Here is a 22,281-nt window from a genome sequence, read left to right as displayed (position 1 = left end):
GCGATAAAATGACGGAACGAGGACAGGTAGATCCGAACCTGCTGAAGGGCTTCTCTCCGCTCGACGGACTCAAGCGCGAGAATCTGTCCGCGCTCGCGAAGAAGACCCAGGTCCACGAGCTGGAGCCGAATCAGGTCCTGTTCCGCGAGGGAGACTCCGAGAAGCGCACCCTCTACATCGTCAGCGGCAGCGTCGAACTCGTGGACGGCAATCAGGTGGTGGAGACCATCCAGGGCGGCACCGAGGAGGCGCGCAATCCGCTCTCCCCCATACTGCCCCGGCGCTACACGGCCCGTACCCGCACGAAGATCCAGTATCTCAACATCGACAGCGACCTGCTGGACGTGATGCTGACCTGGGACCAGACCGGCTCCTACGAGGTGAGCGAGCTGCGCGACGATCAGACCGAGGGCGGCGACGACTGGATGACCACCCTGCTGCAGACCAAGGCCTTCCACAAGATCCCGCCGGCCAACATCCAGGCGATCTTCATGCGCATGCAGCAGATCAATTACAAGGCTGGCGACCAGGTCATCAAGCAGGGCGCCGAGGGCGATTATTTCTACGTGATCACCCGCGGCAAGTGCGCGGTCACCCGGGAGACGCCGCTGAACAAGGAAGGCATCCGGCTGGCCGAACTCGGCGTGGGCGACACCTTCGGCGAGGAGGCCCTGATCTCCGACGCCAAGCGCAACGCGACGGTCACCATGCTGACCGACGGCTCGGTGATGCGCCTCGGCAAGGACGATTTCAACACGCTGCTGAACGAGCCCATGCTCGAGTGGGTGGACTATACGGAAGCCCAGGACATCGTGGGGAAAGGCGGCCAGTGGCTGGACGTGCGCCTGCCGAGCGAGTTCGACAACTACCACCAGGAAGGCGCGGTCAACATCCCGCTGTACTTCATCCGGCTGAAGCTCGGCACGCTGGACAAGGACAAGCGCTACATCGTCTGCTGCGACACGGGGCGGCGCAGCTCGGCCGGCGCCTACATCCTGAGCGAGAGGGGCTTCAACGCCTGCGTCCTGCGGGGCGGCATCAACAGCGCCCGCAATCCCTGACCGGCAGCTGCCGCGGCCTCACATGGTGTGGGTGGGCTTGTCCCCGCTCAGCGCGCCGGCCAGATAGTTCTCGATCTTCTTCTGGGTGTTGCCCTGGTCCTGCTCGGAAAACTGGACGCCGATGCCGGCGGTCCGCTTGCCCTGGGCTCCCTTGGGCGTCATCCAGATCACCTTGCCGGCCACCGGGATCTTCTCGTCCTCGCCCATCAGGTTCAGCAGCATGAACACCTCGTCGCCCAGCCGGTAAGAGCTGTTGGTGGGTATGAACAGACCGCCGTTGTGCACGAACGGCATGTACGCCAGATACAACGCGCTCTTGTCCTTGATCGTCAGCGTCAGCAGACCCGGCTTGGACATGGTGAAATCCCTCGATGACTATCCGACGCCACCGCCGGCCGATGCGCCCGTCGGTGGCCGTTCCAGGCCTGCCTGCTCCCCCCGGAACCCTTCGGCCCAGGGGATCAGCAGCGATTCCAGTGCCACCTGCTGCTCGTTCGCCGAGCCGGGCGGCTGGTTTCGCAGCCTGGTCAGGCGATCTAGATAACAGAACAGATTTCGGCTGTCCATGCGCTGCAGCACGCTTTCCGGCATCACGCCCGCCGGGGCCTGCGAGCGCCCGGCAATGCGGCCCCGGATCAGGTCTCTCATCAGGCGTTCCAGCCAGTCCAACGCGAACACGGCGTCGGCCTTCGCCCAGCGTGCGGCCGCGTCCAGCGGACCCAGCCGGCCGGCCACGACGGCGCCCAGATCGTCACGGAAGCGTGCCGGCAGCTCCGCCTTGCCGTCGCGCACGTAGGCCACCGCCCGCAGAGGCGCTCCGCCGGCCAGCGCCAGGGCCTCGGGCCAGTCCGCCTCGTCGTCCAGCGCCTCCAGCCAGGCAAGGGCCGTGGCCGGCGGCGGCAGGGAGACCCGCAGCGTGGCGCAACGGCTCAGGATGGTGGCCGGCATGCCCGAGAGCGTGTCCGCCACCAGGATGATGAGCGCGTCCCCGGGCGGCTCCTCCAGGGTCTTCAGCAGGCTGTTGGCCGCGTTCAGCGTCATCGCGTTCGCCGGTTCGATAACGGCCGCCTTGCCGCCACCGGCGTGGCTCTTCAGGCCGATATTCGCCACGAGGGCCCGCACCTGGTCCACCGAGATCCGCGACTTGCCCTCTTCCGGCGAGATGCGCATCGCGTCCGGGTGGTGCCGTCCTGTGGCGGGCCAGACAGGCCGCGCGGGACTGCTGGCAGCGCCCGCGGCGCCGGCGAGATAACCCGCGCAGAGCCAGTCGGCCAGTGCCCGCTTGCCCGTGCCGGCCGGACCGCTCAGCAGCAGGGCATGGCCGAGACGCCCGTCGCTGCGATTGCGATCGAGGCTTTGGCAGATGTCATCCAGCCAGGTAATGTCTTTTATTTTAGTATCTTGTGTCACTTCTCTAAACTTATTTCTCCGCGATGAGCCGATCGATATGACGGGCGATCTCCCCCTGCACCGACTGCAGCGGGCGGCTGGCGTCTATCACGGCGTAGCGTTCCGGCTCGGCTTCGGCCAGCGCAAGGTAACCGGCGCGGACCCGCTCGAAGAAAGCGCCCTGCTCGTTCTCGAAACGGTCGCTGATGCCGCGGTCACGGCTGCGTTGCCGGCTCACCGGGAGCGGCGCGTCCAGCAGCAGCGTGAGATCGGGCCACAGCCCCGGGTGCACGATGTCGGCGATCTGGCGTATGCGGCCGGTATCCTGGCCGCGTCCGTAGCCCTGGTAGGCCAGCGTGGCATCCGTGAAGCGATCGCAGACGACCCAGTCGCCCCGCTCCAGGGCCGGCAGGATCAGGTTCTCCAGGTGGACGGCCCGGGCCGCGAACATGAGCAGGAGCTCCGCGGCCGCCGGCACGGACTCCGCCCGCTCGGCGAGTACGACATCGCGGATGTCCTCGGCCAGCGGCGTGCCGCCCGGCTCCCGGGTGCTGACGACGCCGTAGCCGGCCGCACCGATGCGCTCGCAGATGAAGCCGACGTTGGTGCTCTTGCCGACACCCTCGATGCCTTCCACCGTGATGAAGCGCCCCCTTTCCATGCTCAGCGCCTCCGCTCCCGCAGCCGCTCGAGATAGCGCTCCACGGCGGCCTCGTGCTCTTCCCGCGTGACCGAGAAGTAGTGGCTGCCGTCGGGCTCGCCGGTGGCGACGAAGAACAGCGCCTCGCCGGGCGCCGGATTCACCGCTGCGTCCAGCGACGCACGGCCCGGCAGGGCGATCGGCGTCGGCGGCAGACCCGCGCGGGTATAGGTGTTGTAAGGCGTATCCGTGCGCAGGTCCCGGCGGCGGATGTTGCCGTCCCAGTCCTCGCCCAGGCCGTAGATCACGGTGGGGTCCGTCTGCAGGCGCATGCCGCGCTCGAGACGCCGCGTGAAGACGCCCGCGATGCGCCGGCGCTCGTCGTCCCGGGCGGTTTCCTTCTCGATGATCGACGCCAGGATCAGCGCCTCGTAGGGCGAGTCGAGCGGGATGTCGTCGCGGCGCGACTGCCATGCCGCAAGCAACTGTTCCTGCATCAGCGCGTAGGCCCGGCGCAGGATGGTCACGTCCTCGCTGCCCCGCGGGAAATGGTAGGTCTCCGGAAACAGCAGGCCCTCCGGGTGGTCCTCCGCGGCCTCGACGGCCTCGAGCAGCGCCGCCGGCTCGTAGGGCCCGAGGGTCGCCACGATGGCCTCGTGCGCCTGCAGCGCGCGTACCGCCTCGGCGGTGGTCCATCCCTCCACGATCGTGAAGCTGTAGAGACGCACGTCGCCGGCGACGAACTTGGCCAGCGCCTCCGCCGCGCTCAGTCCCGGCTGCAGGACGTACTCGCCCGCCTTGATCCGGGACGCCTCGCCGGACAGGCGGCCGTACCAGGAGAGCACGGCCGGATGGCGCAGCATGCCTCTGGACTCCAGCTCGGCTGCCACTCTCGCCAGCGGCGTCCCGGGCGGGATCTCCACCACCGCGGGCGCCTCCAGGGCGAGCGGGCGATGCAGCTCCGCCCGCGCCCACAGCAGCGTGCCCCCCAGCGCCACCGCCAGGGCCAGCATGCCGGCCAGCGCCGCTATTACGAGTCTCGTCATATTGCTGTCGTTCCGACTGTCATTCCGTCAGTCCCGCCGCCTCCAGCGCGGCCGCGATACTCGCGGTGAGCGGCCCGCCGGCCCACTCGTGCGTGCCCAGCCGGGCGACCGGCCAGAGCACGTACTGGCTGTTGGTCAGGAAGAGTTCGTCCGCCGCGATGACCTCCGCCGGATCCACCTCCCGGACCGTCGTCTCGAGTCCCAGGCGGTCGGCCAGCTCCAGCACGAGGCCGCGCATGATGCCGGCCACGCCGGCATGGGTGACGGCCGGCGTGACCAGCCGTCCGCCGCGCACCAGGAACAGGTTGCTCATGGTAGCGCAGACCACCCGGCCGTCGCTGTCCAGCATCAGCCCTTCGGCGATATTGTTCTGCCTATCGTGATCGTCCCATTCGGCCCGGGCAAGCACCTGTTCCAGCCGATCGAGGTGCTTTAGGCCCGCCAGCGCCGGATTGCGGCCGAGGCGCGTGCGGCACCAGCGCACCGCGACGCCGCGCGCCCGACGCTCCCGCGGCCAGGTGCCGGCGGGCCCGATGCCCGCCAGCAGCCGGGCATCCGAATGCCGGTAGGCGTAGCCGCGCTCGCCGTCGCCGCGCGTGGCCACCAGTTTCAGCACGGCCCGCCCGTCCGCGGCCGGTTCTTCGTCGACGACCCGGGCCAGGAATTCCTCGATGCGTCGGCGCGCCGGCAGTCGCAGCGAGAGGCGGTCGGCGCCGAGACGCAGGCGCTGCAGGTGGCGCTCGAGCAGCCGGGGCCGCCCTTCACGCACCGCGATGGTCTCGAACAGGCCGTCGCCGTAGGCGAAACCCCGGTCGTCGGGCCCCGGCGCGTCGGCCACGCCGTCGATATAGTGCCAGCGCATCACGCCCCGCCCTCCCCTTGTCCCTGTCCCTGTCCCAACGCCAGCAGCAGCCCCTTCGCCTTGGCCCGCGTCTCGGCCAGCTCGCGCTCCGGCTCCGAATCCGCCACGATGCCGGCCCCGGCCCGCAGGGTCAGCTCGGTGCCGTCGGTGACCACGGTGCGGATCAGGATGTTCAGATCCAGGCTGCCGTCGCGGGAGAGATAACCGAAAGAGCCGGTATAGGCGCCCCGCGGACCGGATTCCAGCGCGGCGATGATCTGCATGCAACGGACTTTCGGGCAGCCGGTGATCGTGCCGCCGGGGAACACGGCACCGATGGCGCGGCCGGGCGTCACGCCGGGCTCCAGTTCGCCGGTCACGTTGCTGACGATGTGGTGCACGTGGCGGTAGGTCTCGATGGTCATCATCTCGTCCACCCGCACCGTGCCCGGCCGGCAGATGCGGCCGAGGTCGTTGCGTTCCAGGTCGATGAGCATGACGTGCTCGGCCCGCTCCTTCGGGTGCGCCAGGAGCTCCGCGCTGAGCGCACGGTCGTCCCGGCGGCTGGCGCCCCGTGGCCGCGTGCCGGCGATAGGCCGGGTGGAGGCGATGCCGTCGGCGAGGCGGAGCAGCCGCTCCGGCGAGGAGGAGATCACGGAATGCTCGCCCACTCGCATGAGGCCGGCGAAGGGCGCCGGATTGGCGCGGCGCAGCCGCCGATAGATGATCGACGGCGTCATCCCCTCCGCGAGCCTGCCGTGCCAGAGTCGGGACAGGTTGGCCTGGTAGACGTCCCCCGCGGCAATGTGGGCCTTCGCCGCGGCGACCGCCGCGAGGTAGTCCGCGGGCGGCTCCTCTTCGGCCGGGCCGGCCAGTGCAGGACCGCCCTCGTCCGCACCGCTGCGTGCCGCGCCGGCGTCGGCGGCCATCGGATCGAGGCTGGCTTCGCTGCCGGGCTCCGCCACAGCCCAGGTGCGCCCGCTCCGCCGGTCGCGGATCAGGGCGCCGCGGACCCGCGTGGCGAGGGCGACGGGCAGGCCTGCCGGCGCGGTCAGCTGCAGACCGGGCTCGATCTCGGCGGCGAGCTCGTAGCCCAGGTAGAGGAACCAGCCGCCGGCGAAAGGCGCCTCGCCGGCGCCGGCCCGCTCGCTCTTCCACCACAGGTCCAGGGAGTCCAGGAATCCGTCGCCCACCGGCACATCCGGCGGTGCCGCGAGCCTGCCGCCGGCGTCCAGCCGCAGGGTCTCCCCCGGCAATGCGAACAGGAGGTCGTAGCGAGCCTGGGCATTGGTGCCCTCGACGCTCTCCAGCAGGAAGGGATAGCGCTCCGGCCAGGCGTCGTGCATGGCCAGCAGGTCGACGCTGGGCGCGAGTTCACGGACCGGCTTCATGGGTGGGTCGTGCGGCAACGGTCGTGCGGCAACGGTCGTGCGGCGCCCCTGCACCGCCTGCAGGCCCGAATGCCGTCAGACGGCCCGGAAGATCAGCGTGCCGTTGGTGCCGCCGAAGCCGAAGGAGTTCGACATGGCCACCTGCAGCTTCGCATCGCGGGCCGTGTTGGGCACGTAGTCCAGGTCGCACTGGGGGTCCGGGTTATCCAGATTGATGGTCGGCGGCAGCACCTGATCGCGGATCGCCAGGATGGAGAAGATGGCCTCCACGGCTCCCGCGGCACCGAGCAGGTGGCCGGTGGTCGACTTGGTGGCGCTGACCGGCAGGGAAGCGGCGTGGTCCCCGAAGCAGCGCTTGATGGCGACGGTCTCGGCGATGTCGCCGGCGATGGTGGAGGTGGCGTGGCCGTTCAGGTGATCGACGTCGTCGGGGTTCAGGCCGGCATCGCCGAGTGCCGCCGCCATGCTCTTGCGGGCGCCCTCGCCGTCCTCGGGCGGCAGCGTGATGTGGGAGGCATCGCCGCTCATGCCGAATCCGACGACTTCCGCCAGGATGGGCGCACCCCGGGATTTCGCGTGCTCGTATTCCTCGATGACCAGGCAGCCCGCGCCGTCCGCCAGCACGAAACCGTCCCGGTCCCGGTCGAAGGGACGGCTGGCACGCTGGGGCTCGTCGTTGCGGGTGGACAGCGCCCGGGCCGCGCAGAAGCCGCCCAGCCCGAGCGGGGTGGTCGCATATTCCGCGCCGCCCGCCAGCATCACGTCGGCGTCGCCCCAGGCCACCGAGCGGGCCGCCAGGCCGATGCTGTGCGTGGAGGTCGTGCACGCGGTGACGACGGCCAGATTCGGGCCCGTCAGCCCGTGCATGATGCTCACGTGACCCGAGATCATGTTGATGATGGCGCCCGGTATGAAGAACGGCGAGATGCGCCGCGGGCCCTGGTTCAGGTACTTCTCGTGGTTGGCCTCGATGGTGGCGATGCCGCCGATGCCGGCGCCCATGGCCACGCCGATGCGGCCCCGGTTGTCGTCGGTCACTTCCAGGCCGCTGGCCGCGAGCGCCTGGTTGCAGGCGGCGACGCCGTACTGCACGAAGGTATCGATCTTGCGGGCTTCCTTCTTCGGGATGCCGTGCTGTTCCGGATCGAAGTCCTTCACCAGGCCGGCGAAACGGGTCGCGAACGGCTCCGTGTCGAAGTCCGTGATGGGAGCCATTCCCGGGCGGCCTTCCACGACATTCTTCCACGCCTCGTCGACCGTATTGCCGACGGGCGAGATGATGCCGAGTCCGGTCACGACTGCGCGGCGTCTCTCCACGGGATTACCTGTTCGGGATGGGTGGAAGGGAAGCGCGGGCCGGGCGCACCGCGCCGGCCCGTGCCCGTGACATCAGGAGGATTCCGACTTGCGGGCGTTGATGTAGTCGATGGCCTGCTGGACGGTGGTGATCTTCTCGGCTTCTTCGTCCGGGATCTCCGTCTCGAATTCTTCCTCGAGGGCCATGACGAGTTCCACCGTATCCAGCGAATCGGCGCCGAGGTCGTCGACGAAAGAAGCATCGTTGGTGACCTCTTCCTCCTTCACCCCGAGCTGCTCGGCTACGATGCTCTTGACCTGTTCTTCAATGCTGCTCATTGCTTCTGTTTCTCCTTCGCAGAGACTGCCTGAATTCTACTGCCGGACCGCGGGAGAGTCCCCCAATCGGTATTCCGCGCCGGCCCCGGCTTTCACCTGAACGCAGCCGCTGCCGCGAACACCCCTTGCGCCGCCCCGTCCGGGCCCCGGCGCCTCCGAGGGCCGGTATTGTATTGGAAAACCGGCCGTCCATTCTACAGCACCGGCATCGGGGGCCGGATGCCTTTCAGATCATGTACATACCGCCGTTCACATGGAGGGTCTCGCCGGTGATGTACGCGCCCGCCGGCGACGCCAGGAATACCGCCGCCGCGGCGATATCCGCAGCCTCGCCGAGCCGGCCGAGGGGAATCTGCCCGAGCAGCGCTTCCTGCTGACTCTCTTCCAGCGCGCCGGTCATGTCGGTGCGGATGAACCCGGGTGCGATGACGTTGACGGTGATACCGCGGGAGCCGACCTCGCGCGCGAGCGATTTGGAGAAGCCGATGATGCCGGCCTTGGCCGCCGCGTAGTTGGACTGTCCGGCGTTACCCATCACGCCGACCACCGAGGCGATGCTGATGATGCGGCCGGCGCGCTTCTTCATCATGCCGCGCAGGCAGGCCTTGCTCATGCGGTAGACGCCGGACAGGTTGGTCTGCAGGATCTCGTCCCACTCGTCCGGCTTCATCCGCAGCAGGAGATTGTCCCGCGTGATCCCCGCGTTGTTCACGAGTATGTCCGGGGGCGCCTCCAGTCCGCCGATCAGCGCATCCACCGAGGCGTGGTCGGAGACGTCCAGCACGGCACCCTCGCCACGCTCGCCCAGCCGTTCGCCGATGGCTTGCGCGCCGGACCCGGAGGTGGCGGTGCCGATCACCCGGGCGCCCGCGGCGGCCAGCCCGTCGGCGATGGCGGCGCCGATGCCCCGCGAGGCACCCGTCACCAGGGCGGTCTGCCCGTCCAGCACGTCGGCAGCAAAGATTCCAGCCATCGGTTACTCCTCTTCTTGCAGCAATGCGTCCAGGGCCGCCGGCGTGTCCAGCGCAGCGTGGGGCAGCGAGCGATCGATACGCCGGCCCAGCCCCGCCAGTACCTTGCCGGGACCGCATTCGACCACCCGGCCGGCGCCCTCGGCCGCGAAGCGCTGCACCGTCTCCACCCAGCGCACGGGGTTGTAGAGCTGGCGCACCAGCGCATCGGCGATGGCCGCCGGGTCGGACTCGACCGCGACGTCGACGTTGTTGACCACCGGTATCGCGGGCGGATCGATCGACACGTCCTGCAGCGCCGCCCGCAGGCGGTCCGCCGCCGGCCGCATCAGCCGGCAGTGGGACGGCACGCTGACCGGCAGCAGCATGGCCCGGCGAGCCCCGCTCTCCTTCGCCGCCTCGATCGCGCGCTCCACGGCCGCCTTCTCGCCGGCGATGACGACCTGCCCCGGTGCGTTGTAGTTGACCGCCTCGACCACGCCGGCGGAAGCCGCCTGCTCACAGGCCGCATGGACGGCGGCGTCGTCCAGGCCGAGGACGGCGGCCATGGCCCCGGCCTCTTCCGCGACCGCCTCCTGCATGAATCGGGCCCGCTCGGCGACCAGCCGCACCGCAGCGGTGAACGACAGCGCGCCGGCCGCCACCAGCGCGGTATATTCGCCCAGCGAGTGGCCCGCGACCCAGGCCGGCGCCGGCCCGCCCCGCTCCTGCCAGACGCGCCAGGCGGCCATGCCCGCCGTCAGCATCAGCGGCTGGGTGTTGACCGTCAGCGCGAGCTCCTCCTCCGGCCCCTCGCGGGACAGCTGCCAGAGATCGCGCCCGAGCGCGTCGCCGGCCTCCTCGTAAGTATGGCGCACGACCGGAAACGCCTCGGCGAGCTCGGCCTGCATGCCGAGGGACTGCGATCCCTGGCCAGGAAACACGAATGCGGTTTTCACACGGTCCTCCCCTCTGTGCGGATACCGGTGTCGGCGAGGAATCCCTCCCGACGCGGCTGGCGGGATTATAACGTCTGTGCCGTCCGGCTCCGCCGCGACCGTACCAGCGCGCCCAGCCCGGCGAGCACGCCCCCGAGCGCGCCATAGCGATGGGCTTCCACCAGCACCGGACCGCCGGCCGTCTGCTCCGCCCCCGGCAGGGGCCCGGCCATCGCCTCCCACGCGAGCTTGCCGGCCAGCAGTGCAGCGAGAATCATCATCGCCGTATCCCGTCGGCGCAGGGCGGGCACGAGTCCACCCGCCAGCAGCCCGTGCAGGACGCCGGACAGGCCGACGTACCAGGCGACGCCGGGATGCAGCAGATACAGCGCGGCGGAAATCGCGGCCGCCGATACCCCGGCCACGAGCCACCAGCCGGTTGCCCCGTACTCGCGCCCGGTCAGCCAGCCCACCAGGGCGAGCCCGGCCAGGTTCAGCAGCAGGTGGCCGGCGCCGAGATGCACCAGGTGCCCCGTCGCGAGCCGCCACCATTCCCCGTCGGCGACGGCCGCCCGGCTGTAGCGCAGCGCGGCCGCTCCTCCGTCTCCGGCCGCGGCCGCCGCGAGAGCCGCGCATGCCAGCACGGCGAAAGGAACCTTCGCGCCGCCGAAGGAGTCCCACCAGCCGTCAGCGGAATTGCCGGTTCGTAACCCCATGTTTGCTACAATTTCGTTGATTGAAGGACAGCGCTCGAACGCTGTAGACCTGGCTACCCTGGTTTTCCCCGGAGCAGAGATATCGTGCAACATTACCTGACTTGCGAGGCGCCGGAACGCGGCGCCGCGGGCGCGGCCCGACAGGCGGGCTTCACACTGATCGAGATCATGGTCGTGGTGGTCATCATCGGCCTGCTCGCGGCCATCATCGCACCGAACGTCATCGGCCGCATCGACGACGCCCAGATATCCAAGGTCAAGCAGGATATCCGCAGCATCGAATCGGCGCTGAAGCTCTATCGCCTGGACAACTTCCGCTACCCCACCACCGAGCAGGGCCTCGCCGCGCTGGTCGAGCGCCCCAACGATCCCAACATCAAGAACTGGCGGGCAGGCGGCTATCTGGACCGGCTGCCGAAGGATCCCTGGGATAACGTCTATCAGTATCTGAACCCGGGTCAGCACGGCGAGATCGACATCTACACCCTGGGTGCCGACGGCCGCCCCGGGGGCGAGGGCATCGATGCGGATCGGGGGAACTGGTCGCTGGACGAGTGATCGGCCGATCACCGCAGCGGCGATGATGTCCGGCGCGGCGCAGGAAGCGGGACGCCGGGCGGCCGGTCGGGGCTTCACCCTGATCGAACTGCTGGTGGTGATCGTCATCCTCGGCATCTCGGTGGCGGCGGTGCTGCCGAGCATCGGGCTCCTGCAGGACGACCGGGAACTCCAGCGCGAGGCACGCCGCCTGGCCGCGCTGATCGAGCTCGCGGCCGAGGAAGCGGCCATGCAGAGCCGGGACTACGGGCTGCGTTTCGGGCTGCACGGCTACCGCTTCTACGAGCAGGACCCGCAGACGGGCGCCTGGGTCGAGCTGGCCGGCGACGAGATCCTGCGCGAGCGCACCCTGGCCGACGACCTGCGCCTCGAGCTGACACTGGAGTCACGCGACATCCGGCTGTTCGAGGCCATCGAGGGCGACCGCCAGCCCCGCGACCCGGACGACGGGCCGGACCCCGGCCCCACGCCCCATGTGCTGCTGCTCTCCAGCGGCGATACGACACCTTTCGAGCTGACGCTGAGCCGGGACTTCGACGACGCCCGCGCGGAACTCACCGGCGACTTCCTGGGCCGGGTCGAACTGGTTACGGAAGACGAGCCTTGAACGCGCGGGGCTTCACCCTGGTGGAGGTGCTGATCGCGCTGGCCGTGGCGTCGCTCGGTCTGTCCGCGGTCCTGGCCATGGGCACGCAGAGCATCGATACCTCACGCAGCCTGCGGGACCGCACCCTCGCCCTGTACGTCGGCCTGAACGAGATCGCCGAGCTGCGTCTGAGCGGCGAATTCCCCGACCCGGGGCGCTCGAACGGCGAGACCGAGATGGCCGACCGGCTGTGGCGCTGGGAGTACGTGATCTCGGAGACCGGCGTGGAGAGCCTGCGCCGCATCGACATCGCCGTCTCCCTGGCCGAACGGCCGGAAGACGTGGTGCGCAACGTCAGCGGTTTCATCGGCGAACCCGGACCGCCGGGCGCCGCCAACATGGCCTGGTCGCTGCCGCTCGGCGAAGGGGCGGACCGGTGAGAGCGGCGCGGCGGCAGGCCGGCTTCACGCTGATCGAGGTCATGGTCTCGCTGGCCATCTTCGCCGCGCTGGCGGCAGCCGCCTACACCACACTGAACGGGGTGGTGGAAGCCTCCCGCGTGGTCAGCGAGCAGATGAGCCGCCTGCAGGCCCTGCAGCGCACCGTGCAACGCATGAGCCTCGACTTCGCGCAGCTCACGCCGCGGCCCGTGCGCGACGAGCTGGGCGACGGCCGCCTGCCGGTGCTGCGCGCCGACGGCCGCTCCCTCGACCTGGTCGAGCTCAGCCGGGGCGGCTGGTCGAATCCCCTGGTGCTGCCCCGCCCCGCGTTGCAGCGGGTGGCCTATCGCATCGAGGAGGATCGCCTCATCCGGCGGCAGTGGCCGGTGATGGACCGTACCCTGGGCACGGAGCCCGCCGAGGCGACGCTGCTCGAGGGAGTGCGCGACATCCGCATCCGCTATCTCGCCGGCGACGAGTGGACGGAGCAGTGGCCGCCGGACGCCGGCGCCGGGGCTCTCGGTCTGGCGCTGCGGCCCCGGGCCGTCGAGATCGTGCTGGTGGTGGAAGAGCTCGGCGAGATCCGCCGCGTCGTCGAGGTGATCCAGTGAGCACCCCGGCGCGCCAGCGGGGCGCCGTCGCCCTGATGTTCGCGATGCTGATCGTGGCGCTCTGCACGCTCTACGCCGTCAGCCTCGCCTGGGACACGACGCTCGACGTGCGGCGCACCACGAACCTGCTGTGGCGGGAACAGGCCGCCCAGGTGGCCCTCGGCGCGGAGGAATGGGTGGGCACGATCCTGCGCCAGGATGCGGAGGAGAGCGACACCGATCACCTGGGCGAGATCTGGGCCCAGCAGCTGCCGCCCCTGCCGGTGGACGGCGCCGGCATGAGCGGCGAGATCGCCGGCGGACTCACGGACCTGCAGGGCCGCTTCAACATCAACAACCTTCTGAACGCAGACGGCGCCATCGACGAACCGTCCCTGGAGCAGTTCCGCCGCCTGCTCCTCGCCCTCGGCCTGCCGCCCGCGCTGGCGGGCTCCGTGGCCGACTGGCTGGATGCGGATACGGAACCGCTGTTCCCCGACGGCGCGGAAGACGGCGAGTACACCGGCCGCGTGCCGCCGTACCGCAGCGCCAACATCTTCGTCGCCAGCGCAAGCGAACTGGCGGCGGTAGCCGGCATGGACCCGGACAGCTACCGCATCCTGCGGCCCCACGTGACCGCCCTGCCGGGCCGCACCACGATCAACGTCAACACCGCCACGCCGGCCGTGCTGCAGTCGCTCGACGAGAACGTGACGGCGGCCGATGCCGAACGCCTGCTGGCCGAGCGGGAAGACGGCGGCTTCGCCGACGTCACCGCGTCGTTCTCCTCGCTGGTGCAGCCGGAGGTGCTGAATACGCTCGGCGAATCAACGAATTACTTTCGGCTGGAGAGTGTTGTCCGTATTGGCACCGTCAGGCTCACCATGTACAGTCTCCTCCAGCGTGGCCCCCAGGGCGACGTGTCGCCCATCCTGAGGACGTTTGGCACCGAATAGAGCATGGCCGAGATCTTCGTCATCCGCGTAGCGGGCGCTGACGCGAGCGAGACGGACTGGCTGGCGGTCGACTCCAGCGGTGCGCGCCGCGGCGAACCCGGCCACGGCACGCTGGCCGAAGCCGCCGCGGCGGCCGGCGACCGCCGCGTGCACGTCCTGGTGCCCGCCACCGAAGTGCTGCTGACTTCCGCCGACGTCCCGGCCAAGGGGGCCCGCCTGCTGCAGGCCCTGCCCTTCGCCCTCGAGGAACAGGTCGCCCAGGACGTGGACCGGCTCCACTTCGCGGCCGGCGAGCGGCGCAGCAACGGCCGTACCCCGGTGGCAGTGGTCGAACGGGCGTTCCTCGACACCCTGCTCGCGCGGCTGCGCGAGGCCGGCATGGAGCCGGCCGGCGTGTTCAGTGAAGCGCAGGGTCTCGCCCGCATCCCCGGCACGCTGAGCGCCCTGATCGAGGACGACCGCATCATCCTGAACGACGGCGCCTCGATGGAACTCGCGCTGGAGGGACTGCGCCCCGGCGACGCACTGGCGGCCATCGGCGCGCTGGACGACCCGGACGAGCATGGCGAATCTGCCGGAGAGAGGGCGGAGGTGCCCCGGCACGTGCTGATCTACAGCGACGCGGAGGTGGCCGAGCGCCACGAACTGGAATTCCAGGCGCTGCGCCAGCAGCTGGACAGCCTGGAGGTCAAGCTGCTGCCCGACGGCGCCCTGCCCCGGCTCGCCGTGACGGTCGCCGCGGGCGGCGGCATCAATCTGCTGCAGGGCCGTTATGCGCCCCGCAGCGCCACCGGCTCGCTGCTGCGGCCATGGCGGGCAGCGGCCGCGCTGGCGGCCGCGCTGATCGTGCTGACGCTGATCGGCAGTGGGCTGCGATACGCCGAGCTGCGGGCCGAGGACGAACGTCTGCGGGCCGAGGTGGTCGAGGCCTTCCGCGCCGCCTTCCCCTGGGTGCGCGAGGTGCGCGACCCCCGCGCCCAGATGAACTCCGAGCTGGCGCGTCTCGGCCAGGGCGGCGGCACCGAGCAGACGCCCCGGCAATTCCTCGCCACGCTGGAGAGCATCAGTGCCGCGATGAGCCAGACCTCGGGCACGCGCATCGAGGCCATCAGCTATCGGGACGGGGTCATGGACATCCGGCTGACCGCGCCGGACGTCGCGACGCTGGACCGGTTGCGGAAGCTCGTGGACCAGGGCGGGCGGTTCACGGCCCGGATTCAGTCCACCGACCAGCAGGAAGGCAGCGTCCGCAGCCGTCTGCAGATTCAGGGAGCCGGCGCATGAAGGACTGGTTCCAGGGCCTCGCTCCCCGGGAGCAGATGCTTGTGGCACTGGCGGGCGTGCTGACCGTCGTGGTGGTGATCTACCTGGGCGTCTGGCTGCCTCTCGACCGGGCCAACAGCCGGCTCGAGAACCAGGTGGAGAGCCAGCGCGAACTCGTCACCGATCTGCGCCAGCTGCGCGGTCGCCTCCCGTCACCTTCCGCCGGCGGCACGGCCTCCGCGCCCGGCGGGCAGTCGCTGGTGGTGGTCGTCGACAGCACCGTGCGCCAGCGCGGGCTCGGCACCGCGCTGAAACGCAGCCGGCCCCTGGACGGCGATTCCATCCAGGTCAGCTTCGAGAACGTCGCCTTCGATGCGCTGGTGGAATGGCTGGGCCAGCTCGGCAGCCAGCACGGCATCGACATCGGCGCCGCCTCGTTTTCCAATCGTGCGGAACCCGGCCGCGTGGATGCCACGCTGACGCTGGAACGGGCGCTTTAGTGTTCTCCCGCCGTCTGCTCATCGCGGCCGCGGCCGCGGCGTTCGTTCTGGGCCTGGTCGCGCTGTTCCCCGCGCGTCTCGCCCTGGCCTGGTTCGCCCCGGCGGAATTCCGCACCGCCGGCGTCGAGGGCACGATCTGGAGCGGCCGGGCGGCGCGCGCTTCCGCCGGCGGAATATTCCTGGCGCCGCTGAGCTGGGAGTTCCGTCCTTCGGCCCTGCTGGGCGGTGCAGCAGGCTACCGGATCGACGCGGAAATGCCGGGCGGCAGCGTCCGCGGGGACGTCGCGGTGAGCGTCACCGGCGCGCTGAAGGTGTCCGACCTGCAGGCCTCCGTGCCGCTCGAGAGCGTCTCCCGGATCATGCCGGTAGCGCAGGCGGAGGGCCGCCTCCGGGCGGACATCGAGCGCGGCCGTTTCGACGACGGCTGGCCCAGCGAGCTGGTGGGCACCGTCAGCGTCGAGGATCTCGTATATCGGCCGGCGGGCAGCAATTCCATCGGCAATTACCGGGTGGAGTTCCTGCCCACCGAAGACGGCGGCCTGCGCGGCGTCCTGGCAGACGGCGGCGGTCCGCTCGAAGTCGCCGGCGAGATCGCGCTCACCGGCGAAAGGAACTACGAGCTCCGCGGCGAGGTCAAGGCGCGGCCGGATGCGCCCGCCGCACTCGCGAACTCGCTGCGCTTCCTCGGCTCGCCGGACGAGGCCGGACGCCGGGAATTCAGCCTGGCAGGCCGTCTCTGAGCCGCAAGGTCGCCGCCTCGTCCATGGCCACCACGCGCCCGTGTAGCGGGTAGTACAGCAGGCTCAGGGGCGTCTCGCCGAACACGGCCGCGTACAGCCGCCGATATCCGGCCATCTGTTCCGCGTAACGCCTGGCCTCCTCGCTCAGGAACCGCTCCAGGTCGCCGCCTTCGTGCAGGGACGTCTTGTAGTCCACCACCCAGTGCGTGCCCGATGCGTCGACGAAGCTGCGATCGATGACCACCCGCAGCAGTCTTCCGTCGGCAACGCCCTCGATGGGGAGTTCCGCCGCCGCGCTGCGATGTTGCCCGAACAGGATCCACCGTCCGGCCGGGTCTTCCAGCGTCCCGCGCAGGGCAGCCCGAACCCGGCTCACCGCCGCCTGCAGGCCTTCCGCCGAGACCCCGGTGGCCGCGAGCAGAGAGGCGTGCCGCTCGTCGAGACCGTCGAGCCGGCGCCGCGCCAGGTCCTCGTCCGGCCAGTCCGCCATCCGCTGCAGCCAGCCGTGCACGACCGTGCCCACGTGGCGCAGGTCGCGGCCGACCCAGGCGTACTCGATCGCGGCTTCCGCACCGGGCGACGCGAAGCGCAACGCCGGCGGCGCCACCGGCACCGGCAGCTCGCCGGGCCGATAGGGCTGCACCGCGCGGCGGATCCGGGGTGCCACGAGCTCGGCGCCCGGGTCGCCGGCCGTGTGCCCTTCATCGGCACCGGCGTCCGCCTCCGCGGCCCGCGCGAAGTCGGCTTCGAGCGCCGGCCAGAGGCGGGCCAGCAGCGTGCCGGCCGGCGGCGGCCGGGCGCTGCCGTCCCGGCTGAGGGTGTGGCCCACGAGGTGCAGGGTGCGGCGGGCACGGGTGCAGGCCACATACAGCAGGCGGTCGAGCTCCAGCCGCTGTTTCTCCGCTTCCACGCCGTGGATGAACTCGTGCAGGGGATCGTTGTCCCGCTCGCCGCGAGCGCCGATCGGGCTCGGCAGCAGGTGTTCGTGACCTTCTTCGTCCGGCAGCGTGAGCCAGTTGAGCACCGCGCGGAGGTTGCCTCGCGGCTGGCGGCCGAGCCCCATCAGGACGACGGTATCGAACTCCAGCCCCTTCGCCTTGTGGATGGTCATCACCTGCACCCGGGCGCCGGCGCCTTCGCTGGAGACCCGCTCCTCGTCCAGACGGGACTCGAGGTCCGCCACGTCCGGCAGGGTGCCGCCGGATTCGAGGCTCTCCAGGATGTCCAGATAGCGACAGGCATTCGCCGCTTCCGCAGCACCCGGGAGCAGCGTCGGTCCGCCCAGCGAGAACCAGGCCAGCTCCACCCGCTCGCGCAGGGAGCGCAGCCCGGGGCGCTCGAGGGCTGCCGCGAGTCGCTCCCGCAGCCACTCCACCCGTCGCCGCTCGTCGGCGTCCAGACGCGCGAGGCGCTCCTCCTGGTCCATGAGGTCCATGAGGGGGCTGAGCGCATCGCCGACCGTCAGCGCATGCAGCCCGGCCAGCGTGAGGCCGCACCAGGGCGCCCGCAGCAGCGCGAGCCAGGCGACCCGGTCCAGCGGGTGAATCAGGGCGCGGGTGAGTGCGAGCAGATCCTGCACCTCCGGCAGGTCCGTAAGCCGGTCGATCTCCAGCGCCTCGTAGGCGACGCCGTCGGCGCGCAGCAGTGGCAGCAGTTCGCGCAGGTGGGTGCGGCTGCGCACCAGCACGGCCACCTCGGCGCACCCCGGCTCGTCCAGGGCCTCCCGGAGCAGCGTTCTCACGGTCTCCGCCTCCTCCCGGGGCGAGGCATTCAGCAGCGCGTGAACGCGGCACTCGCCCAGGCCCTCCCGGCCCGGCGCCGCCTGCGACGGGCTGTGCCGGATGGCGCCGGTGGCCAGGTCGTCCACCGCCGGCATCACCCGGGCGAAGGCCCGGTTGGCCCACTCCACCAGGTTGCCGCCGGAGCGGAAGTTGGTCTGCAGTACCAGCTCCCGGGGCCGCAGCAAGCCGATGCCTCTCGCCCGCAGCGCCAGGAACAGGCCCACCTCCGCCTCCCGGAAGCGGTAGATGGATTGCATGGGATCGCCGACGCAGAAGACGGTGCGCCCGTCCCGGCCGTCCCAGCCTGCGGTCAGGCTCTCCAGCAGCGCGTACTGGCCCAGCGAGGTGTCCTGCATCTCGTCGATGAGCAGGTGCCGTATGCGGTAATCGAGCGCCAGCGCCAGGTCGGTCGGCTCGTCCGGCGGTCCCAGGGCCGTGCGGGCGGCGAGCGCCACTTCCACGTAGTCGGCCAGTCCGCGGGCGGCGAAGCGGGTCTTCAGCTCGGCCGTGGCCCGGGGCAGGACGTGCAGCAGGGACGTGAGGGCTTCCCACTGCTCGGAGGCGTAGCGGGGCGGTGGCAGTTTGCCTGCATCCGCCAGCAACCGGTCGAGGCCGTCGCGCCCCGCCAGCGATTCGATCACGGCGGCGAGCGCCTCCTTCTCGCGGTTGCTGCCCGGCGGGAAGCCCAGATTCTTGTCCGTGCGCTTGCGCCAGCTGCCGCTGCTCGGCGCGACCAGCAGCCAGGCCAGCCCCTGCCATTGCGCGAGCTGGCGGGCCTCGGCAGCGGGCCAGACGTCGCAGTCCTGCAGCGCCGCGAGCGGCGTCTCCCGTCCGGCTTCCGCCAGGTTGCCGGCGGCGAAACGGGCGAGTTCGAGCAGGGGTTCCCGCGCGGGCTCCGGCAATGCCCGGTCCAGTGCTCGCAGCCGATCCGTCACCAGCATGGCGATGGCCTGTTCGAAGTGCCGCCGCAGCCGTTCTTCCCGGCCGGTCGGCCCGCTACCGGTGATGGCCAGCCACTGGTCCCGTCTCTCGAGCATCTCGGCGATGGAGCGCTCCCACACCAGCGCGTCGTTGTCCAGGTGACGGAACAGTCCCCGCACGGCGTCGCCGGTCTCCCCGCTTTCCGCGACCCAGTCCAGCGTGGCCCGGGCCGCCTCCCGGTAGATGCCCGACTCGCCGGCCTCCGAGACCATGCGCACCCGGCCGCCGAGACCCGAGGTGACCGGCAGCGCAGCCGCCAGGCGGGCGTTGAACGCATCGAGCGTCATGATCTGCATGCGCTCCGGGAAGGCCGTCAGCTGCCATTCCTTGCGCCGGTCCCGGTCCAGGGCCTCCCCCGCTGCCGCCAGCGTGCGCCGTTCGTGCTCCGAATCGCCCTGCTCGCCCGCCCGCGCCCGCTCCAGTGCCGCCAGTATGCGGGTACGCATCTCCGCCGCGGCCTTGCGCGTGAACGTGATGGCCAGGATTTCCTCCGGCCGCTCCACGCGGGCCAGGAGGCGGAGATAACGCTGGATCAGCAGCTCCGTCTTGCCCGAACCCGCGGGCGCCTGGACGATGAAGGAGCGCTCCACGTCGAGGGCCGCGTCGCGCTCGGCCTGATCGGGGATGGTCCGATCGCTCACGGCCCCTGTTCTCCGTCGGCCAGGTCGGTCAGTTCCGCCACCCGGCTCAGCACGGCCAGCGGCCGCTGGGCGTCCAGGCCCAGGCTGAGATTCACCCGCGCGTCGCCCGCCGCCACCGCCTCGGCCAGCCCGTGGGCCTGGGCCTTCCAGGCGTTCAGCAGCCCCGGCCAGTCGTCCACCGATTGCACGCCGCTGCCCAGCCATTCCAGGTCCGCCTCCCGGGCGCCCCGATAGCCGATGCGGTGCGGATGGACGACGCCGACGGCCAGCGCGCGCACGCGGCCGGGCTGGCTGATGGCGTAGACCACGAGCTGCAGCTGACGCGGGTTCTCCGGGTCCGTCCCGGTGGCGGTGCCGGTGGCGCCGGTCTTGTAGTCGATGATCGCCCAGCCGCCGTCGACGGCATCGATGCGGTCCGGCCGGATGGACAGCCGCAGCGGTCCGACGGCCACTTCCCGCGGTTCCTCGCAGATCACCTCGCGGAAACCGGGCCGGCCGAGGTCCGCCTCGATGAAGCGCGTGACCAGAACGGCGCAACGCTCGCTCTCCAGCGCGATCAGGCCCGCGAGTCGCGCATCCGCACCCCTGGCGTAGCGGGCCAGGGCCCGTTCGACCGCGTCAGCCGCGGCTTGCGCCCGGTCGTCCGCGCCCGCCCCGGCCAGCCGGTCCCGGTCGGGCCAATGCCGGTAGACCGCTTCCAGCGCCCGGTGGATGACCGTACCCCGCTCCCGCGCGGACAGTCCTGCCACCGGCGTCTCCAGCGGCTCCGCTCGCAGCCGGTAGCGGGCGAAGGCATCGAAGGGCTGGGTGCGCTGGGCGGACAGCACACCGTGCCCGCCGGGCAGCGTCTCGCCGGCCGCGAGCGGCGGCGCGGGATCCGGTTCCACCGGCACCAGCGCGGCGCCGCCGGCCAGCGTTTCCGCGTAGACGGGCACCTCTGCGACGCTGCCGGCGGTGGGCAGCCCGGCGAGCAGCGGGCTCGGCGTCAGCTCCGCGTCCCCCTCCCTGCGCGGCCAGCTCAGCACGACTTCCGGAGCGGAACCGAGCAGTCCGGTATAGATGCGTCGCGCGTAGTCGAGGGTGTCCGCCGGCGTCGCATCGGGCATGCCGTAGTCCCGCTGCAGGCCGATCGGCAGCAGCGGATCGGGCCGCTGCGGCGGCGGCCAGGTGGTGGTGTCGAGTCCCGCGATCCAGAGCGCATCGAAGGTCATGCCGGAGGCCTCCAGCATGCCCATCACCTGCACGGCCTCGTCGTCGGATTCGGGCTGGAACAGCGTATCGCGCGCGATGGCGGCAACCTGCGCCACGGCGCCATGCCCGCTGACCGGCCCGCTGACCGGTCCCGTGGCGGCAAACTGATTCAGCACGTTGCGCCAGGCGTTGACCAGCTGCCACGTCTCGCTGTCCATGGCGGTTTCCCGGCCCCAGCCGACCGCCGTCAGCAGCGTATCCATCCGCTCCGCCCAGACGGCCGGCATGGCGCGCGACCGCCAGTCCTCGCGCTGCGCCGCGACGCCCGCCAGCGTTTCCACGAATTCGCCGGCGGACTCGGGCAGCCGGTCGGCCGGTCGCCCCAGGGCCTCGGGCAGCCGGGCGAGGTCCCAGCGGCGGTCGGGCAGGTCCCGCAGGGCGATCTCCAGGGCGGCCCGGCCGTCTGCGCCGACCGGTGCCAGGAACGGGCTGCGCAGCAGCCGGCCGAGCGCGGCGAAGTCCGGGTCGTCCCGGATCAGCCCGAGCACACCGAGTGCCGCATCGACGAGGCCGTATTCCGCCAGCGGACGGCCGTAGGAGACGTTGATACCGGCGGGCGAGCCTGGGCGCAGCTGCCAGCCGGGGCTGAAGCCCTCGCCGATCAGACGCGCGGCCCGGGCTGCCCCGGCCGCGAGGTCAGGGACGATGATCCCCACCCGGCATTCCGGCTGCGCCAGCAGGCGCTCCCGGGCCCAGGCACCGGCCGCCCGCAGCTCCGCATCCCGGTCCGGCGCGGCGCGCACCGAGACCGTCGCGGCCGCGGGCCGGCCCTCGCCCGACTCCAGGGTCACCGGGACGCCGGCCTCCCGCATGGCGTCCACCAGGTCCCGCTGCGCCGGCGCGGGCCGTTCGAAGCCGGCGAAGGTGACCGGCCCGTCGACCAGAGCCTCCCCCCGGCGGAAACGCGCCGCCAGCGCGGCGGCCAGTGCCGCCGGATCCTGCCAGCCGCCCTCTTCGCAGGCCGCGGTGTAGTAACCGATGGCCCGCGCCAGGAACGTGGCATCGGGTGAGCGTGCCGCCTCGCGCAGGGCCTCGGGTGGGACGCGCCAGTCGCAGGCCCGCTGCCAGGAAGCGGCGGCCTGGGCGGCGAGGCCGCCGGTTGCCGCCAGGGTGGATTCCCCGAGCGCCCGCGACGCCGCCCGCTCCCACAGCGTGCGGCTCTGCCGCGGGGTGAGCACGGGCGCGGGCAGCGGCGCTTCCGGACGGTAGCCCGCCGCCTGCCAGACCTCGGCCAGCCAGACGTCCCAGGGGAGGTAGCGCGGGGCCACCCAGGCCGCGGCTCCGGCGGCCGCGCGCCCGGCCGCGTGGCGCAGGCGCAGATGCCGTGCCAGACGCCGGCTGGCAGTGACGATGACGGCGTTGTCAGCCACCGGATCGTCAGCCATAA

Annotated in this window: 22 protein-coding genes; 9 read left to right on the top strand and 13 right to left on the bottom strand. The window is 71.2% G+C overall.

What is annotated here, in order from left to right; all coding sequences use genetic code 11:
• Window positions 1-8: 8 nt before the first annotated feature.
• On the top strand, window positions 9-1,061 hold the full coding sequence (locus ACJMK0_RS12395; protein WP_405238728.1) for a cyclic nucleotide-binding domain-containing protein: 1,053 nt from the start codon (window positions 9-11) through the stop codon (window positions 1,059-1,061).
• An 18-nt stretch (window positions 1,062-1,079) separates the two neighbouring features.
• Here ACJMK0_RS12395 and ACJMK0_RS12390 read toward each other — a convergent pair whose 3' ends face one another.
• The 11 genes from ACJMK0_RS12390 to rrtA all read right to left on the bottom strand — a co-directional run bounded on the left by ACJMK0_RS12390 (window position 1,080) and on the right by rrtA (window position 10,607).
• Window positions 1,080-1,418 carry a PilZ domain-containing protein gene (locus ACJMK0_RS12390; RefSeq protein ID WP_405220539.1) on the bottom strand — a complete coding sequence of 113 codons (339 nt, stop codon included), beginning with the start codon at window positions 1,416-1,418 and terminating at the stop codon, window positions 1,080-1,082.
• A gap of 18 nt (window positions 1,419-1,436) precedes the next feature.
• A complete protein-coding gene (locus ACJMK0_RS12385; protein WP_405238727.1) occupies window positions 1,437-2,471 on the bottom strand; it encodes a hypothetical protein in 1,035 nt (344 codons plus the stop codon).
• A gap of 10 nt (window positions 2,472-2,481) precedes the next feature.
• Window positions 2,482-3,111 (bottom strand): dTMP kinase, encoded by a 630-nt coding sequence (gene tmk, locus ACJMK0_RS12380; protein ID WP_405238726.1) that lies wholly within the window; start codon window positions 3,109-3,111, stop codon window positions 2,482-2,484.
• Window positions 3,112-3,113: 2 nt separating this feature from the next.
• The gene (gene mltG / locus ACJMK0_RS12375; protein ID WP_405238725.1) at window positions 3,114-4,136 is read right to left on the bottom strand and encodes an endolytic transglycosylase MltG; all 1,023 of its coding nucleotides are present in this window, start codon (window positions 4,134-4,136) and stop codon (window positions 3,114-3,116) included.
• Between the two features lie 19 nt (window positions 4,137-4,155).
• Window positions 4,156-4,998 (bottom strand): aminodeoxychorismate lyase, encoded by an 843-nt coding sequence (gene pabC / locus ACJMK0_RS12370; protein ID WP_405238724.1) that lies wholly within the window; start codon window positions 4,996-4,998, stop codon window positions 4,156-4,158.
• Complete coding sequence (locus ACJMK0_RS12365; protein ID WP_405238723.1) at window positions 4,998-6,368, bottom strand: aminodeoxychorismate synthase component I; 1,371 nt, start codon at window positions 6,366-6,368, stop codon at window positions 4,998-5,000. The genes pabC and ACJMK0_RS12365 overlap by 1 nt, the downstream gene beginning before the upstream one ends.
• A 75-nt stretch (window positions 6,369-6,443) precedes the next feature.
• Entirely contained in the window at window positions 6,444-7,685 is a 1,242-nt protein-coding gene (gene fabF / locus ACJMK0_RS12360) for a beta-ketoacyl-ACP synthase II (protein WP_405238722.1), read from the bottom strand.
• A gap of 72 nt (window positions 7,686-7,757) precedes the next feature.
• Window positions 7,758-8,003, bottom strand: coding sequence for an acyl carrier protein (gene acpP / locus ACJMK0_RS12355; RefSeq protein WP_405220550.1), 246 nt, complete (start codon window positions 8,001-8,003; stop codon window positions 7,758-7,760).
• A 226-nt stretch (window positions 8,004-8,229) separates the two neighbouring features.
• The gene (gene fabG / locus ACJMK0_RS12350) at window positions 8,230-8,976 is read right to left on the bottom strand and encodes a 3-oxoacyl-ACP reductase FabG (RefSeq protein ID WP_405238721.1); all 747 of its coding nucleotides are present in this window, start codon (window positions 8,974-8,976) and stop codon (window positions 8,230-8,232) included.
• 3 nt (window positions 8,977-8,979) lie between these two features.
• Entirely contained in the window at window positions 8,980-9,912 is a 933-nt protein-coding gene (gene fabD / locus ACJMK0_RS12345) for an ACP S-malonyltransferase (protein WP_405238720.1), read from the bottom strand.
• A 65-nt stretch (window positions 9,913-9,977) separates the two neighbouring features.
• The gene (rrtA, locus tag ACJMK0_RS12340; RefSeq protein ID WP_405238719.1) at window positions 9,978-10,607 is read right to left on the bottom strand and encodes a rhombosortase; all 630 of its coding nucleotides are present in this window, start codon (window positions 10,605-10,607) and stop codon (window positions 9,978-9,980) included.
• A 96-nt stretch (window positions 10,608-10,703) separates the two neighbouring features.
• Here rrtA and gspG point away from each other — a divergent pair, with 96 nt between their 5' ends.
• The 8 genes from gspG to ACJMK0_RS12300 are packed head-to-tail and all read left to right on the top strand — an operon-like array spanning window position 10,704 to window position 16,240.
• Entirely contained in the window at window positions 10,704-11,165 is a 462-nt protein-coding gene (gene gspG, locus ACJMK0_RS12335) for a type II secretion system major pseudopilin GspG (protein WP_405239059.1), read from the top strand.
• Window positions 11,166-11,187: 22 nt separating this feature from the next.
• The gene (gene gspH / locus ACJMK0_RS12330) at window positions 11,188-11,772 is read left to right on the top strand and encodes a type II secretion system minor pseudopilin GspH (RefSeq protein WP_405238718.1); all 585 of its coding nucleotides are present in this window, start codon (window positions 11,188-11,190) and stop codon (window positions 11,770-11,772) included.
• Window positions 11,769-12,191: a type II secretion system minor pseudopilin GspI gene (gene gspI, locus ACJMK0_RS12325; RefSeq protein WP_405238717.1), complete on the top strand. Its 423-nt coding sequence runs from the start codon at window positions 11,769-11,771 to the stop codon at window positions 12,189-12,191. The genes gspH and gspI overlap by 4 nt, the downstream gene beginning before the upstream one ends.
• Window positions 12,188-12,802, top strand: a complete 615-nt coding sequence (gene gspJ / locus ACJMK0_RS12320) for a type II secretion system minor pseudopilin GspJ (RefSeq protein WP_405238716.1) — start codon at window positions 12,188-12,190, stop codon at window positions 12,800-12,802. Before gspI ends, gspJ begins: the two co-directional genes overlap by 4 nt.
• Entirely contained in the window at window positions 12,799-13,737 is a 939-nt protein-coding gene (gene gspK / locus ACJMK0_RS12315; RefSeq protein ID WP_405238715.1) for a type II secretion system minor pseudopilin GspK, read from the top strand. Before gspJ ends, gspK begins: the two co-directional genes overlap by 4 nt.
• A 3-nt stretch (window positions 13,738-13,740) precedes the next feature.
• A complete protein-coding gene (gene gspL / locus ACJMK0_RS12310) occupies window positions 13,741-15,021 on the top strand; it encodes a type II secretion system protein GspL (protein ID WP_405238714.1) in 1,281 nt (426 codons plus the stop codon).
• Window positions 15,018-15,500 (top strand): type II secretion system protein GspM, encoded by a 483-nt coding sequence (gene gspM, locus ACJMK0_RS12305; protein WP_405238713.1) that lies wholly within the window; start codon window positions 15,018-15,020, stop codon window positions 15,498-15,500. The genes gspL and gspM overlap by 4 nt, the downstream gene beginning before the upstream one ends.
• The gene (locus tag ACJMK0_RS12300) at window positions 15,500-16,240 is read left to right on the top strand and encodes a type II secretion system protein N (protein ID WP_405238712.1); all 741 of its coding nucleotides are present in this window, start codon (window positions 15,500-15,502) and stop codon (window positions 16,238-16,240) included. The genes gspM and ACJMK0_RS12300 overlap by 1 nt, the downstream gene beginning before the upstream one ends.
• On the opposite strand, the gene ACJMK0_RS12295 is transcribed toward ACJMK0_RS12300, so the two are convergent.
• On the bottom strand, window positions 16,218-19,643 hold the full coding sequence (locus tag ACJMK0_RS12295) for a UvrD-helicase domain-containing protein (RefSeq protein WP_405238711.1): 3,426 nt from the start codon (window positions 19,641-19,643) through the stop codon (window positions 16,218-16,220). The genes ACJMK0_RS12300 and ACJMK0_RS12295 overlap by 23 nt on opposite strands.
• Window positions 19,640-22,279, bottom strand: coding sequence for a PD-(D/E)XK nuclease family protein (locus ACJMK0_RS12290; RefSeq protein WP_405238710.1), 2,640 nt, complete (start codon window positions 22,277-22,279; stop codon window positions 19,640-19,642). Before ACJMK0_RS12290 ends, ACJMK0_RS12295 begins: the two co-directional genes overlap by 4 nt.
• Between the last annotated feature and the right edge of the window lie 2 nt (window positions 22,280-22,281).

It is taken from the genome of Lentisalinibacter orientalis, assembly GCF_040706535.1.
In the GTDB taxonomy this organism is placed as follows: Bacteria; Pseudomonadota; Gammaproteobacteria; order Steroidobacterales; family Woeseiaceae; genus Lentisalinibacter; species Lentisalinibacter orientalis.
This window is presented reverse-complemented; position numbering and strand designations above follow the sequence as displayed.

Excerpts from the sequence above, each read along its gene's own strand:
- ACJMK0_RS12390 (WP_405220539.1), bottom strand. The coding sequence starts at position 1,418 with ATGTCCAAGCCGGGTCTGCTGACGCTGACGATCAAGGACAAGAGCGCG.
- pabC (WP_405238724.1), bottom strand. The coding sequence starts at position 4,998 with ATGCGCTGGCACTATATCGACGGCGTGGCCGACGCGCCGGGGCCCGAC.
- gspH (WP_405238718.1), top strand. The coding sequence starts at position 11,188 with ATGATGTCCGGCGCGGCGCAGGAAGCGGGACGCCGGGCGGCCGGTCGG.
- ACJMK0_RS12365 (WP_405238723.1), bottom strand. The coding sequence starts at position 6,368 with ATGAAGCCGGTCCGTGAACTCGCGCCCAGCGTCGACCTGCTGGCCATG.
- gspM (WP_405238713.1), top strand. The coding sequence starts at position 15,018 with ATGAAGGACTGGTTCCAGGGCCTCGCTCCCCGGGAGCAGATGCTTGTG.
- ACJMK0_RS12395 (WP_405238728.1), top strand. The coding sequence starts at position 9 with ATGACGGAACGAGGACAGGTAGATCCGAACCTGCTGAAGGGCTTCTCT.
- rrtA (WP_405238719.1), bottom strand. The coding sequence starts at position 10,607 with ATGGGGTTACGAACCGGCAATTCCGCTGACGGCTGGTGGGACTCCTTC.
- tmk (WP_405238726.1), bottom strand. The coding sequence starts at position 3,111 with ATGGAAAGGGGGCGCTTCATCACGGTGGAAGGCATCGAGGGTGTCGGC.
- gspL (WP_405238714.1), top strand. The coding sequence starts at position 13,741 with ATGGCCGAGATCTTCGTCATCCGCGTAGCGGGCGCTGACGCGAGCGAG.
- acpP (WP_405220550.1), bottom strand. The coding sequence starts at position 8,003 with ATGAGCAGCATTGAAGAACAGGTCAAGAGCATCGTAGCCGAGCAGCTC.
- fabG (WP_405238721.1), bottom strand. The coding sequence starts at position 8,976 with ATGGCTGGAATCTTTGCTGCCGACGTGCTGGACGGGCAGACCGCCCTG.
- mltG (WP_405238725.1), bottom strand. The coding sequence starts at position 4,136 with ATGACGAGACTCGTAATAGCGGCGCTGGCCGGCATGCTGGCCCTGGCG.
- ACJMK0_RS12290 (WP_405238710.1), bottom strand. The coding sequence starts at position 22,279 with ATGGCTGACGATCCGGTGGCTGACAACGCCGTCATCGTCACTGCCAGC.